Raw genomic sequence first — 14,254 nt, forward strand, 5'->3', positions numbered from 1 at the left:
TCAAGTGTCATGACGCCTGGACACGGCAGTACGGTTGACGCGATCCTGCGGCGCAGCGCCCGCCGCACTCCGGCGCGCGTCGCGGTCGAGTACGGCGACCGATCCTGGACGTACGAGGAACTCGACGAGGCCGTCTCCCGGGCCGCGAGCGTCCTGCGCGACCAGGGCCTCGCCCCCGGCGACCGGGTCGGCGCCTACGGCCACAACTCCGATGCCTACCTCATCGGCTTCCTGGCCTGCGCCCGCGGGGGCCTGGTGCACGTACCGGTCAACCAGAACCTGACCGGCGGCGATCTCGCGTACATCGTGAGCCAGTCCGGCAGCACGCTGGTCCTCGCCGACCCCGACCTGTCGGACCGGCTCCCCGACGGCGTCCGTACGGTGCCCCTGCGCGACGCCGACGACTCGCTGCTCGCGCGGCTGGCACAGGCCCCCGCCTACGACGGCCCGGAGCCGCGCTCCGAGGACCTGGTGCAGCTGCTCTACACGTCGGGCACCACGGCCCTGCCCAAGGGCGCGATGATGACGCACCGGGCGCTGGTGCACGAGTACCTCAGCGCGATCACCGCCCTCGACCTCAGCGCCGGCGACCGCCCCGTGCACTCGCTGCCGCTGTACCACTCGGCGCAGATGCATGTCTTCCTGCTGCCGTACCTCGCGGTCGGGGCCACGAACATCATCCTCGACGCGCCCGACGGCGACCGGCTGTTCGACCTGATCGAAGCGGGCCGCGTGGACAGCCTGTTCGCGCCGCCCACCGTGTGGATCGGCCTCGCCAACCGCCCGGACTTCGACCGACGCGAGCTCGGCGGGCTGCGGAAGGCGTACTACGGGGCGTCGATCATGCCGGTGCCCGTGCTGGAACGGCTGCGTGAGCGGCTGCCGAAGCTGGCGTTCTACAACTGCTTCGGGCAGAGCGAGATCGGCCCCCTGGCCACCGTCCTCGGACCCGGCGAGCACAAGGGCCGGATGGACTCCTGCGGCCGACCCGTACTGTTCGTCGACGCCCGGGTGGTCGGCGAGGACGGCAAGGACGTCCCCGACGGAACGCCCGGCGAAATCGTCTACCGCTCCCCGCAGTTGTGCGAGGGCTACTGGGACAAGCCCGAGGAGACCGCCGACGCCTTCCGCGACGGCTGGTTCCACTCCGGCGACCTCGCCGTGCGGGACGCCCACGGCTACTTCACCATCGTCGACCGGGTGAAGGACGTCATCAACTCCGGCGGCGTGCTGGTCGCTTCACGGCAGGTCGAGGACGCGCTCTACACCCATGAGGCGGTCGCCGAGGTGGCGGTGATCGGTCTGCCCGACGAGCGCTGGATCGAGGCCGTGACGGCCGTCGTCGTCCGCCGCGGTGAGACCACGGAGGAGGACCTGATCGCGCACGCCCGCGACAAGCTCGCCCACTTCAAGGCACCCAAGCGGGTCCTGTTCGTGGACGAGCTGCCGCGGAACGCGAGCGGGAAGATCCTGAAACGGGAGCTGAGGGACCGGTTCGGCGGAACCGCGGTCTGACTCCAGAGTCGCGCCGCGGCCGTCAAGGCTTCCAGCGCGCCGGCCTGCGTGCGCCAGTCCACCGGGTTGGGGCCGGCGCCGGACCAGCGCTGACCGAGACGGTTGAGGGAGTCCCGGTCGTTGGCCCAGATCGCATCGGCCTGTCTTTGGGCGTACGCCCGGTAGGCGGCGGACCCGGTGGCATCCGCCAGGTCGGCGAAGTGCCGCATGAAGATGCCCTTGAACTGCTTCTGGTTGTCGTCGCAGGAGTTCGTGCCGATGTCGCAGGACTCGGTCAGCACCCCGTCGCGGGTCAGCGCCGGCGAGGAGATCGCGGCATCGGCCAGGCGCCTCGCCGTGTCCAGGTATCGCCCGTCCCCGGTGGACCGCCACAGCTGAGTGAAGGCGCCGATGGCCAGGCCCTGGTTGTAACTCCACACCGTCTGGCCGTTGTTGCCGCAGCTTGCGGTCAGCCCGTCGTTGACCAGCCCCGAGGAGTTGATCATCCCGCTGGCGAGAAACCAGTCCGCCGCCGTGGCCGCGCGGCTGTCCCACACCGTGTCGCCGCCGATCCGCTGGTGCAGCGAGGTGGTCAGCCACAGATACAGCCCGTTGGTCACGGCGTTCTTGTACGTCCGCTCACGGTCCCACCACACGCCGCCACCACAGGTGCTCGGATCCCAGAACCGGTGGACGTAGTCGGTGATGGTGACCGCCTCGTCCAGGTAGCGCCGGTCGCCCGTGTAGTCGTACGCCGTGATCCAGGCCGCCGCCCACCAGGCCGCGTCATCGACGGCGCGGCTGATGAAGTGGCCCTCGATCGGGTCCGAACTGCGCGCGCCCGCCGGGAAGACGCCACGGTTCTGCTCGAAGGTGCGGGCGATCACCCAGTCGTAGTCGTGCCGCCCGGTGCGCTCGGCGACATTGATCAGCGAGGTGAGCGCGACGGCCGAGTTCCACCAACTCCTGTGCCACCAGCCCTCATGGGTGTGGTACGACGCCATGAGCCCGTCGGCCGCCGCGCGCGCCCGGGTCGGCGCGGGCCTCACCCAGGCCGTGCAACTGCCCTCCTGGTGGGAAGCCTCGCGTCCGCAGGCACGGACCGCACCGCCGTACAGCAGGCCGCGCGGGTCCCGGGTGGCGACCATGACGGTGCGGGTCGAAGCGGACCCGGACGGCACACTCGCACGGCCGAGGGACGAGCCCTCGGGGTGGCTCGCGCCCTCGTCCCAGGAGCGGTCGAGCCAGATCTCGTCGCCCGCGCCGCCGTCTTCGATGACGCCCCAGGCCATGCCGTTGTGCTGGTCGACGTGCAGGCTGATGGTGCGGCCGAAGAGGGTCGTCGACGGTACGGGGGTGTCGTCGCCGGACGCGGTGGCGGGGTCGGCGCCGTCGCAGGACGTTCCGTCGCACACGGTTGGGTACACCCAGTCGGTGCAGGTGACGGCGGCGGCGTCGCCACACGCGCGGATCCAGCCACGCCGGTGCCCCACCGGGTCGGTGATGTTGAACATCAGCGTGCGGGTGCCGGTCCAGGAGCCGGGGATGCTCGCCTTGCCGAGCAGGGGCTCCCAGGTGGCGCCCCGGTCCCAGGACCGGTCCAGCCAGACCGAGTCGCCGGTCACGCCGTTGTCGATGCTCGCCCAGGCCATGTTGTCCGGGTCGGAGACGTGCAGCCGCAGGATGCGGCCGTTGATGGTCCGGTCCGGGACCGGGAAGGTGTCCCGCTGTGCCCGCGAGGGGTCCAGCGTGTCGCACGCCAGCGCGCAGACCGCCGTCGCGGCGCGGGAGGGCGTGGGCAGGGCGATCAGGCCGGCCACGGCGAGGGCCAGGGCCAGGAGGCCGGTCCACAGGCGATGTCTGCGCGCTGACATGACGTATCCGCCTTTCCGAACGGTCAGGGAGCCCAGGGCGCTGCGATCGCCCAGGTGGTGTCCTCGGTGAAGGCCGCCGGGTTGTCCCAGCTGTGGGTGCCGCCCAGTTGGGCCAGCCACAGCTCGGCGTTGATGTGCCGCAGGTACTGGCGCGGGAAGTTGGCCGCCGACAGCCGGATGCCGCCGCTGCCCTGCACCGGGCACCAGGTGGCGTCCTCCTTGTACAGCGCCGAGTTGTCGTTCGCGTCGCGCCGGACGCGGTATTCGCGGTGGCGCAGATACTCGCCGGGGTAGTTGCGGGACTCGAAGGAGTAGCAGAGCCGGTTGGCGAGCCCCGGCTTCACCTTCCAGGTGGCATCCGCCTTCAGCAGGTCCGTGCTGCCCGAGTTCACCACCTCGGTGGAGCCGAGCCCGTCCTGGTGGCGGATGTAGCGGTCGGTGTAGCCGGGCGTGGTGACCCGGGGCGACACATACTGCTCCAGCGGCAGCTTCACCGTCGGTCCGACCGTGCGGGACGCCGCGATGAGCGCCTGGTTGGCGGCGCGGACGCGGGCCTCGTCGACCTTGACCACCTGACGGTCGTAGGTCAGGAGCCCATTGGCCTCGTTCTCGACGTCGGTGATCTGCGTGTAGACGGCCGCCGACAGACCGCCCGCGGGCATGGTGTTCTCGCGGATGCCGTCGAGCAGCCCGACGAACCGGTCGTTGAGCGCCGGCAGGCTGGGCTGGTCCTCGTAGGAGAATCCGCCGCCCGGGTACCACTCGTGTCCGGCCACCCGGAAACCGAGGCCGCCGTACTCGCCGAGCACGGAGGCGCGCACCGGTTCCGTCGGGGTGTTCCCCGGGCCGACGTAGTTGTGGTTGTCGATCACGTCGCCGTTGCCGCCGTCCTGGGAGCCGCAGCAGTTCACGCCGCTCATGTTGTTGACGAGGCGCGAGGGGTCGTACGCCTTGACCATGTCCGCGATGCGGGCCTGGTCGTACTGGCCCCAGCCCTCGTTCTGGTCGACCCACATGATCAGCGAAGGGGAGCTGCGGTGCTGGTCGATGAGGGCGCGGAACTCGCTCTCCCACTGCGGACGGGCCTGGGCGGACGGGGTCTTGCCGGTGTCCATGGAGGGCATGTCCTGCCACACCAGCAACCCCAGCCGGTCCGCCCAGTAGAACCACCGCTGCGGCTCCACCTTGATGTGCTTGCGCACCATGTTGAAGCCCATGTCCTTGTGCTTCTGCAGGTCGTGTCTGAGGGCCGCGTCGGTGGGCGCGGTGTAGATGCCGTCCGGCCAGTAACCCTGGTCCAGGGTGCCGGTCTGGAACACGAACTGCCCGTTCAGGACCGGACGTTGGACGCCGTTGACGTTCTGCACCGAGATCGAGCGCATACCCGCGTACGAGCCGACCCTGTCGGCGCCCGCGCTGCCGGTGAGCTCGGCCGTGACGTCGTAGAGGTAGGGGTCCTCCGGAGTCCACAGGCGGGCGTTCGGCACCGGCACGGAGAACTCGGTGCCCACCGTGCCCACGGCACTCCCCCCGCCCGCGACCGTGACCCGGACGCTCGCGCCGTCCGCCCCGGCCGCGCGCACCGTCACCCGCAGGGTGCTGTTCTGCAGGTTCGGGACCATGTCGAGCCGGGTGATGTGTGCGGCAGCCATGGGCTCCAGCCACACTGTCTGCCAGATCCCGGACGCGCCGGTGTAGAAGATGCTGCGCCCGGCGTGCGGGGTGACGTCCTGGATGCGCTGCTTGCCGACGGCCTGACCGCCGGTCTCCGTCGGGTCGTACGTGGAGACGACGATCGTGTTGGTGCCCCCGTTCAACAGAGAGGTGATGTCGTACGAGAACGCGTCATAGCCGCCGCGATGGACAGCGCCCGCCTGCTGCCCGTTGACCCAGACCGTGGTCTCCCAGTCGGAGGCGCCGAAGTTGAGCTGGACGCGGCGGCCGCTCCAGTCGGACGGGACCGTGAAGGTGCGCTTGTACCAGAGCTTGTCGTTCTGGGTGATCTTCCGCTGGATGCCGGAGAGCGCGGACTCCGGCGCGAACGGCACCCGGATCTGTTCGCTGAACGTGGCGGGCTGTCCGGCGTCGCGGGAGGTGACGGCGAAGTCCCAGATGCCGTTGAGGTTGGCCCAGTCGGGCCGGGTGAGCTGCGGGCGCGGATACTCCGGCAGCGGGTTGTCGACCGGGACCTGGTCGGTCCACGGTGTTGTCATGGGGGCGGGCTTGGGGGTCCAGGCCGCCGGGGCGGCGTCGGCGGGGGCCGCGCCGGAGGCGAAGAGGCTGGTGACGGTGAGTGCCAGCATCGCTGCGGCCGTTGTGATGTGCCGCCAGGGCGGTATGAGTCTCAGCACGGTGATCGCTCCAGGGTCTTGGTGACGCAGGGAGGAACGCCGCCCGCGCAGGGGCCGGACTCCGCGCGGACAACGTTGTCGGGCATCAGCTGAACGCCCGCATCAAGGCGCCGCGTTGAGCAGGTCGAGGGCGCTCTGCTGCCGCGCCGCGTCCAGCTTGTCGACCGGCCCGTACCAGCGCAGCCCGTACTGGTCGAGGGCGTTGCGGTCGCTCGCGTGGGCGCGGTCCGCCTGGCGTTGCAGATAGGCCGTGTAGGGACGGTCCGGCAGCGCCGCGTTGAGCTTGCCCAGACCGCGCACGTGCGCGCCCTTGAACGACGGCCCGTCGCCGCCGCAGTCGCCGCCCTCGCACGGGTCACGCAGGATTCCGTCGGCGGTGTGGAGCGAGGAGGCCGTGGTCGCGGCGTCGGCGATCTGCCGTGCCCGGGTGAGCAGCGCGCCGTCGCCCGTGGCCCGGTGCAGTTCGGTGAGGGCGCCGAGCAGGACGCCCTGGTTGTACGACCAGACGGGCTGGCCGTTGTTGCGGCAGGTGGACAGGTCGATGCCGTCGTTCACCAGGTTCGAGCCGTTGATCATTCCGGTGCCCTGGAACCAGGACCAGCCGGCGCGTGCCCGGTTCAGGTACGTCGTGTCGCCCGGGATGCGGTTGTGCAGGGCGGCGCTGAGCTGGATGTAGAGGGAGTTGGCGATGGCGTTCTTGTACGTCCGCGCCGTGCTCCACCACACCCCGCCACCGCAGGTGCCGTCCCAGTACGCCGCCATGTGATCGGCGTCCGCGCGGGCCGTGTTGAGGTAGCGGCTGTCGCCGGTCAGGTCGTACGCGGCGATCCAGGCGAGTCCCCACCAGCCGGTGTCGTCGATGTAATCGTTGCGGAACTGTCCGCCTTGGGCGTTGAGGTTGAGGTCGTAGGTGCGGGAGATCGCGTACGAGTAACTGCCCATGCCCGACACGCGGATGTTGTCGATCACGGCGTTCAGCGCGTTGGCCGAGTTCCACCAGCCGGTGGTGTCGAAGAGGCCGGTCGAGTAGTTGTAGAACGTCATCAGGCCGGTGGCCGCCGCAGCGCGCCGGTTGCCGGCGTTCCATGTGGTGCGGGCCCATGGGGTGCAGGCGATCTCGGCGCGGTCCCCGGCCTTGCCGCAGGCACGCAGGGCGCCGACGCCATGGTTGTTCCAGTCGTCCACGTTGTACATGAGCGTGCGCCAGCCTCGCTGGCCCGCGGGGACGGCGGTGTTGCCGAGTTTGCTTCCTGAGCTCCAGGTGCGGCCGCCGTCGAAGGAGCGGTCCAGCCACACCTCGTCGCCCGGGTTGCCGTTGTCGACGGACGCCCAGCCCATCGCGTCGGCGTCGTCGAAGTGGAGGGCGATCGACCGCCCGTGGATGCTGGCCGTGACCGGGGTCCGGTCGCCGGGGGAGAGGGCGGGGTCGCGGGCGTCGCAGTACTTGTTGCAGATGGTCGCGGTTACGGCGGGGTCCGCGGCGGACGCTGACGCCGACTGCGGGGCGAGAGCCGCGAGCAGAGTCAGGGTGAGTGCCGCGGCCGGGCGTCTGAGGGGGCGGGGTCTCGGTGTCCGGAGTCTTCGTACGGGAGTCATGGGGTCTCCCTGCAAGGAAGCGGTGGTGGATGTGAGAGCGCTCTCAGAAGTTAGTGACGGGCAGACGGAGCGTCAACGGGGCTGGCGTGTACGAGAGTTGAAGACAGGGCGCGGGGTTCACGCGTCGCCGGTGAACCGGCCTACTTGGCGCGCAGGTCCACGATCCGCCGGATCTTGCCCACGGAGCGCTCCAGCGACTCCGGGTCGACGATCTCGACGGCGACCGAGACTCCGATGCCGTCCTTGACGGCCGCCGCGATGGCCTGCGCTGCGGCCTCCCGGGTCTCGGGGGAGGCGTCGGCGCGTGCCTCCGCGCGCACCGTGAGGGCGTCGAGACGGCCCTCGCGGGTGAGACGGAGCTGGAAATGGGGCGCGACACCCGGCGTGCGCAGCACGATCTCCTCGATCTGCGTCGGGAAGAGATTGACGCCGCGCAGGATCACCATGTCGTCGCTACGGCCCGTGATCTTCTCCATCCGCCGGAACACGCGGGCGGTCCCCGGCAGCAACCGGGTCAGGTCCCGGGTCCGGTACCGGACGACGGGCATGGCCTCCTTGGTCAGCGAGGTGAAGACCAGCTCACCTTCCGCGCCCTCCGGCAGCACCTCGCCGGTGACCGGATCCACGACCTCGGGGAAGAAGTGGTCCTCCCAGATGTGCAGCCCGTCCTTCGTCTCCACGCATTCCTGGGCCACACCCGGCCCGATCACCTCGGACAGCCCGTATATGTCGACCGCGTCGATCGCGAACCGCTCCTCGATCTCCCGGCGCATCTGCTCGGTCCAGGGCTCGGCACCGAAGATGCCCACGCGCAGGGAGGTGCCGCGCGGATCCACGCCCTGCCGCTCGAACTCGTCGAGGATCGTGAGCATGTACGACGGCGTCACCATGATGATCCCGGGCTGGAGATCCTGGATCAGCTGGACCTGGCGGGCCGTCATGCCGCCGGACGCGGGGATGACCGTACAGCCGAGTCGCTCGGCGCCATAGTGGGCGCCGAGCCCGCCCGTGAACAGGCCATAGCCGTACGCCACATGTGCGATGTCGCCGGGCCGCCCGCCCGCCGCCCGGATCGACCTGGCCACCATGTCGGACCACAGGGACAGGTCGTTGTCCGTGTAGCCGACCACCGTGGGGCGTCCGGTGGTGCCGCTGGAGGCGTGGATGCGGCGGACACGGTCCCGGGGCACGGCGAACATCCCGTACGGGTAGTTCTCCCGCAAGTCCGCCTTGGTGGTGAAGGGGAAGTGCGCCAGATCGGCGAGGGAACGGCAGTCGTCCGGATGGACGCCCGCCTTGTCGAAGGACTCCCGGTAGAAGGGCACGTGGGCGTAGGCATGCCGCAGCGAGGTGCGCAGCCGCTCCAACTGCAGCGCCCGCAGCGCCTCCGCGTCGAGCCGTTCGCCCGAGTCCAGCAGGTCCTCCGCCGCATCCGCCATGTGCGCACTCCCTCACACAACCGCATCAATCCGGGCGACCGATCATTCGGTCGAGCTGCTCTGGATCAGTAACCCAGGCCACCTGACCTCAGGCAAGAGCTGTGCCGCCGATTTCTCCTGGAAGGCGTCGCCCGATGCGGCTCGGCTGTGGGCAGAGCAGGGGGAGAGGGCGGTGCTCCGCCGGTTAGCGTGCCGGCATGGACATCGAGCTGCACACCGTCAAAGCCAACGGCATCACCCTCGCCTACCGCGTCTGGGGTCCCGAGCAGGCGCCGCCCGTTCTGCTGCTGCACTGCCGTGGTGCCGACGGGGCGGACTGGGCGCCGGTCGCCGAGCGCCTCGCGGCCGGTCCGCGCCGGGTGTACGCGCCGGATCTGCGGGGGCACGGGCGCAGTGACTGGCCGGGGGTGGGCGCGGACGTGTATGCCTACGCGAAGATGCGGGACGACATACGTGGTCTTCTTGCGGCTCTCGGCATCGACCGCGTCGATGTGGTGGGCCATTCGCTCGGTGGTGCCGTCGCCTACCTGCTGGCGCAGACGGAACCCGACGTCGTACGGCGGCTCGTCCTGGAGGACGTGCCCGCGCCGATCCCGCTCGACCCGCCCCGGCCGCCCGCCGACCAGCCCGACGGGGAGCTGCCGTTCGACTGGGCCATGGTGCGGGCCACCGACGAACAGCGCAACGCGCCCGATCCTGTGTGGTGGGACCACATGGGGCGGATCACCATGCCCACGCTGCTCATCGGGGGTGGCCCCACCAGCCTGATACCGCAGGAGCAGATCGCCGCGCTCGCCGGACTGATCCCCGACGCCCGGCTCGTAACCATCGATGCGGGACATCTGGTGCATGAGACGCGGCCGGCGGAGTTCCTCGCGGAGGTGGAGGCGTTCCTCGATGCTGAGGACGTCTTCACCCGGAGTTCTGAGGTCCGTACGCCGTCATGAAGCGGTCGCGGAAGGCGTCCATCCCCCAGCGCGGCCCGTCCGGAGCGGGCTTGAGTCCGTCCGTCCAGCCCCAGTCCGAGATCCTGTCGAGCACCTTCTTGTCACGGGCGACGATGGTGATCGGCACGTCCTTGCTCCGGTCGCCCGCGGTGACCGTCGGGACGGGCTGGTGGTCGCCGAGGAAGACGAGGACCGTGTTCTCGTCGCCGTAGCGCTCGACCCATTCGGTCGTGCTGCGCAGGGAGTACTCGATGGCGCGCCGGTACTCGGTGCGTACGCTCTCCGGGTTCTTCCAGACCTCCTTGGGGTCCTTGCCGTCCTTCTTGATCTCGTGGAAGACCGAGCCGTCGCCGAGGTCGTTCCAGTCGATCATGCGGGCGACGGGGGCCCAGGGATTGTGGCTGGAGGCCAGGATGATCTCCGCCATGATCGGCTGCCGGTCCTTCCGGCCGTGCTCCAGGCGTTCGAAGGCCTCCAGGCTGAACTGGTCCGGCACGGGTGTCCAGCTGAAGTAGGGGCCGTGGTAGCCGAGGTGCTCGGAGTCGTAGATGTGGTCGAGGCCGAAGAACTTCCCCTCCGGCCAGGCCCGCCGCACCCCGGGCACGACGCCGACCGTGCGCCAGGCGCCGGTCTTGCCGAAGTAGTTGGTGAGGGTCATGCGGTCGCTGGTGGTCAGGCTCCGGTAGCGCTGCTGGTTCTTGATCCACAGTCCGGAAAGGAAGGTCGAGTGGGCCAGCCAGCTGCCGGCCCCGGTGACGGGTGACTTGAGCCAGGCGCTGCGCGACGCGAACCCGGCCGCGTCGAGGGTGCGGGTGCCTTCCTTGAGGACCGCGTCGATCTGCGGTGCCATCGCCGGGTCGTCGATGGCGACCCGGCCGTAGCTCTCGATGAACGTGAACAGGACGTCCTTGCCGCGCAGACCGGTGAGCAGTTGGTCCGGCGGGGTCTTCGCGAACGCGTCGACGGCGGCCTGCTGCTGGAAGACCCGGGCGTCCCGCAGGCCCGCGCGCACCTGTTCCACCCGGTTGCCGAGGAACTCGGCGTTGCCCTTGGTGGCGACCTGGGTGCCGGCGACCTGCACGCTCAGGGTGACGCAGGTGATCCACGCGGTGCCGAGGACCAGGGTCGTACGGGCGGCGGCGGGACGGTGGCGGACCATGAGGTTCGTCAGCCGTACCGTCGCGAGCGTGGTCAGCACCAGCACGGCGGCGAACAGGACGATCACCGCGACCACGGCGAGCACCTGTCCGGTACGGCCGAACGACTCGCGCAGGAAGTCGGTCGCGTCGTCGAGCAGGATCCAGTCCAGAACCAGGTCGAAGGGGCGGGCCAGCACCTGGTAGAAGCCCATGTCGACGAACTTCAGGATGGTGAGCAGACCCAGGAACACGCCTGAGGCGACCGCCATGATCCGCCGGGGCCTGGGCGGCAGCGCCAGCAGCAGCCCGGCGAGCAGGACGCCCTCGGCGGGGATGCGCAGGAACGCGCTGGGGTTCAGGCGTTCGAGCCGGTTGGGCATGAGGAGGGCGAAGAGGACGAGGACACCGGCCAGGACCGTGATGCCCACGGTCACACCTTGGGCCGTACGGGGGTACTTACGGCGCCAGCCGAACCAGCCACCCTTCCCCTCAGCCTTCCCCTCAACAGGGGCGTCCGTCGTATCAGAGGGAGCGTCCGTCGTCTCGGTCTCAGCCGTCCCGTCTTCGGCGTCCGGCAGCTGACGAGAACGAGTGACGTGCTGTGACACAAAGGTCCTTCCGTGCGAAACCCCGGCGATGGTGCGGCGGACCGGATCCGGCCGGAACCCGTTCCGCCACCATCCATACGGTCGCACGTCATCTGCTGTTCAATCGAGCAACCCGCACAATCGCAGGTTCCGCCCGCACCGGATCACCGGTCTGCCGCCACCGCCACCTCCCGCGCCCACCGGTAGTCCGCCTTGCCGCTCGGTGACCGCCGGATCGCATCCGTGAGCACCAGCTGGCGAGGGATCTTGTAGCCGGCCAGATGGGAACGGCAGTGCGTCTGGATGTCGTCGAGCGACGGCGCGCGCGCACCCTCGCGCAGCTGCACCACCGCCGCCACGTGATGACCCCACTTCACGTCCGGCACCCCGGCGACCAGCGCGTCGTACACATCCGGATGGGACTTGAGCGCCTGCTCGACCTCCTCCGGGTACACCTTCTCGCCCCCGGTGTTGATGCACTGCGAGCCGCGGCCGAGGACCGTGACGACGCCCTCCTCGTCGACGGTGGCCATGTCGCCGAGCAGCACCCATCGCCCGCCGTCCTTCTCGAAGAAGGTCTCGGCGGTTTTCGCCGGGTCGTTGTAGTAGCCGAGTGGGACGTGGCCGCACTGGGCGACGCGGCCGACCTCGCCGACGGCCACCGGCTCATGGGTGGCCGGATCGACCACCTGGGTACGGGAGTTGACGCGGATGCGGAAGCCGCGTTCGGGGCCTGAGTCCTCCGTCGCCGTGCCGTTGAAGCCGGATTCGGAGGAGCCGAAGTTGTTGAGCAGCATCACATTCGGGACGAGCGCCTGGAACTGCCGCCGCACCGTGTCCGACATGATCGCTCCGGACGACGACACGCTGAACATCGACGAGCAGTCGGTGCCCTTCATGGGGCCGTTCAGGGCGTCGATCAGTGGCCGCAACATCGCGTCGCCGACCAGCGACACGCTGGTGACCTTCTCCCGCTCGATGGTGCGCAGCACCTCCTCGGGCGCGAACTTGCGGTGCAGTACGACCCGTTGGCCGAAGTTGAAGCCGATGAACGCCGTCAGCGTGGACGTGCCGTGCATCAGCGGGGGAGTGGGGAAGAAGGTGATCCCGTCGCCGCCCGCCGCGACCCGCTCGGCCAGCTCCTCCGGCCTCTTGACCGGCTCACCGGTCGGCGCGCCGCCGCCGAGCCCGGAGAAGAACAGGTCCTCCTGGCGCCACATCACGCCCTTGGGCATCCCGGTCGTACCGCCGGTGTAGATGATGAACTGGTCGTCGCCCGAGCGCTTGGCGAACCCGCGCTCCGCGGAGCCGGCGGCCTCGGCCTCGCCGAAGGGCACACCCGGCGTACTCCCGGCTCCCACCCGCACCAGATGCCGGACCTTCTCCGCCCGCGGCAGCGCCGCCGTCACCCGGTCGGTGAACTCGACGTCGAAGACGAGAGCCACCAGGTCGGCGTCCCGGTAGAGGTAGACCAACTCCTCTTCCACATAGCGGTAGTTGACGTTGACCGGCACGATCCGCGCCTTGAGGCAGCCGAGTACCGTCTGCAGATACTCGACGCCGTTGTAGAGATGGAGTCCGAGGTGCTCGCCGGGACGTATCCCGCTGTCGAGCAGATGGTGCCCGATGCGATTGGCTGCCGCGTCCAACTGGGCATACGTCAGCCGACGTTCCGCCCCCGTGCCGGGCTGGTCTATGTACACCAGCGCCTCACGGTCCGGCACCACGTCGACGACCGACTCGAACAGGTCGGCAAGGTTGTACTCCACCGCTCCTCCTGACCTCGCCCTCCACCGGCTGCCGGTCATCAGAGCAAAGGGCGGCACAACTGTGAAGGGCCCGCGCACAATAAATCTGACTGACTGTCAGAAAACTCTTGAAGTGCTTCCCCGCCTCCTGCAACCTGTTCTCGTTCTGTGAGAGGGGAGACGGTCGATGGGTGGGACGGAACACCTCGCCGTACGGCGGGAAGGCGCCACACTGGTGCTCACGCTCAACAGGCCCGAGGCCAAGAACGCGCTCTCGCTGCCGATGCTCGTCGGGCTGTACGACGGCTGGATCGCGGCCGACGAGGACGACGAGGTCCGCTCGATCGTGCTGACCGGCGCGGGCGGCGCGTTCTGCGCCGGCATGGACCTCAAGGCCCTGGCCGGGAAAGGAATGGAGGGGCAGCAGTACCGGGACCGGCTGAAGGCCGACCCCGACCTGCACTGGAAGGCGATGCTGCGGCATCACCGCCCCCGCAAACCGGTGATCGCCGCCGTGGAGGGGCACTGCGTCGCGGGCGGCACCGAGATTCTCCAGGGCACCGACATCCGCGTCGCGGGCGAGTCGGCGACCTTCGGGCTCTTCGAGGTCAAACGCGGGCTGTTCCCGATCGGTGGGTCGACGGTCCGGCTGCAACGCCAGATCCCGCGCACGCACGCCCTGGAGATGCTGCTCACCGGCCGCCCCTACAGCGCCCGGGAGGCCGCCGGTATCGGTCTGATCGGGCACGTCGTACCGGACGGCACAGCCATCACCAAGGCCCTGGCGATCGCCGAACAGATCAACGCCTGCGGCCCGCTGGCCGTCGAGGCCGTCAAGGCGTCGGTGTACGAGACCGCCGAGATGACCGAGGCCGACGGGCTCGCCGCCGAACTCAAGCGCGGCTGGCCGATCTTCGACACCGCCGACGCCAAGGAGGGCGCCCGCGCCTTCGCGGAGAAGCGACCGCCTGTCTACAAGCGGGCCTAGGCGCTGCGCTGGCTTGGGCCGGCTTGAAGCTGCGGGTCGGCTCTGGCTGGTCGCGCAGTTCCCCGCGCCCCTTTCGGGGCGCTCCACGCAC

8 protein-coding genes and 1 pseudogene are annotated in these 14,254 nt (G+C 69.8%); 3 read left to right on the forward strand and 6 right to left on the reverse strand.

Annotated features, from left to right (window positions below):
- Positions 1 to 9: 9 nt before the first annotated feature.
- A complete protein-coding gene (locus ACTWQO_RS11085) occupies positions 10 to 1,515 on the forward strand; it encodes an acyl-CoA synthetase (RefSeq protein WP_443237049.1) in 1,506 nt (501 codons plus the stop codon).
- Between the two features lie 14 nt (positions 1,516 to 1,529).
- On the opposite strand, the pseudogene ACTWQO_RS11090 reads toward ACTWQO_RS11085, so the two are convergent.
- From ACTWQO_RS11090 to paaK, 4 genes and pseudogenes are all read right to left on the reverse strand, one after another.
- Positions 1,530 to 3,368 (reverse strand): annotated as a pseudogene (locus tag ACTWQO_RS11090) (glycoside hydrolase family 76 protein); the annotation flags it as partial.
- A gap of 23 nt (positions 3,369 to 3,391) precedes the next feature.
- The gene (locus ACTWQO_RS11095; protein ID WP_443237116.1) at positions 3,392 to 5,671 is read right to left on the reverse strand and encodes an AbfB domain-containing protein; all 2,280 of its coding nucleotides are present in this window, start codon (positions 5,669 to 5,671) and stop codon (positions 3,392 to 3,394) included.
- A gap of 150 nt (positions 5,672 to 5,821) precedes the next feature.
- Positions 5,822 to 7,315, reverse strand: a complete 1,494-nt coding sequence (locus ACTWQO_RS11100) for a glycoside hydrolase family 76 protein (RefSeq protein ID WP_443237050.1) — start codon at positions 7,313 to 7,315, stop codon at positions 5,822 to 5,824.
- 140 nt (positions 7,316 to 7,455) lie between these two features.
- Positions 7,456 to 8,754, reverse strand: a complete 1,299-nt coding sequence (gene paaK, locus ACTWQO_RS11105; RefSeq protein WP_443237051.1) for a phenylacetate--CoA ligase PaaK — start codon at positions 8,752 to 8,754, stop codon at positions 7,456 to 7,458.
- 197 nt (positions 8,755 to 8,951) lie between these two features.
- Here paaK and ACTWQO_RS11110 point away from each other — a divergent pair, with 197 nt between their 5' ends.
- On the forward strand, positions 8,952 to 9,701 hold the full coding sequence (locus tag ACTWQO_RS11110; RefSeq protein ID WP_443237052.1) for an alpha/beta fold hydrolase: 750 nt from the start codon (positions 8,952 to 8,954) through the stop codon (positions 9,699 to 9,701).
- On the opposite strand, the gene ACTWQO_RS11115 is transcribed toward ACTWQO_RS11110, so the two are convergent.
- Both ACTWQO_RS11115 and ACTWQO_RS11120 read right to left on the reverse strand, forming a co-directional pair.
- Complete coding sequence (locus tag ACTWQO_RS11115; protein ID WP_443237053.1) at positions 9,667 to 11,448, reverse strand: sulfatase; 1,782 nt, start codon at positions 11,446 to 11,448, stop codon at positions 9,667 to 9,669. The genes ACTWQO_RS11110 and ACTWQO_RS11115 overlap by 35 nt on opposite strands.
- 143 nt (positions 11,449 to 11,591) lie before the next feature.
- On the reverse strand, positions 11,592 to 13,196 hold the full coding sequence (locus ACTWQO_RS11120; RefSeq protein ID WP_443237054.1) for an acyl-CoA synthetase: 1,605 nt from the start codon (positions 13,194 to 13,196) through the stop codon (positions 11,592 to 11,594).
- Positions 13,197 to 13,362: 166 nt separating this feature from the next.
- On the opposite strand from ACTWQO_RS11120, the gene ACTWQO_RS11125 reads away from it, so the two are divergent.
- Positions 13,363 to 14,163, forward strand: coding sequence for a crotonase/enoyl-CoA hydratase family protein (locus ACTWQO_RS11125; RefSeq protein WP_443237055.1), 801 nt, complete (start codon positions 13,363 to 13,365; stop codon positions 14,161 to 14,163).
- The last annotated feature ends 91 nt before the right edge of the window (positions 14,164 to 14,254 follow it).

It is taken from the genome of Streptomyces sp. 4N124 (assembly GCF_052245395.1).
Lineage (GTDB): Bacteria > Actinomycetota > Actinomycetes > Streptomycetales > Streptomycetaceae > Streptomyces.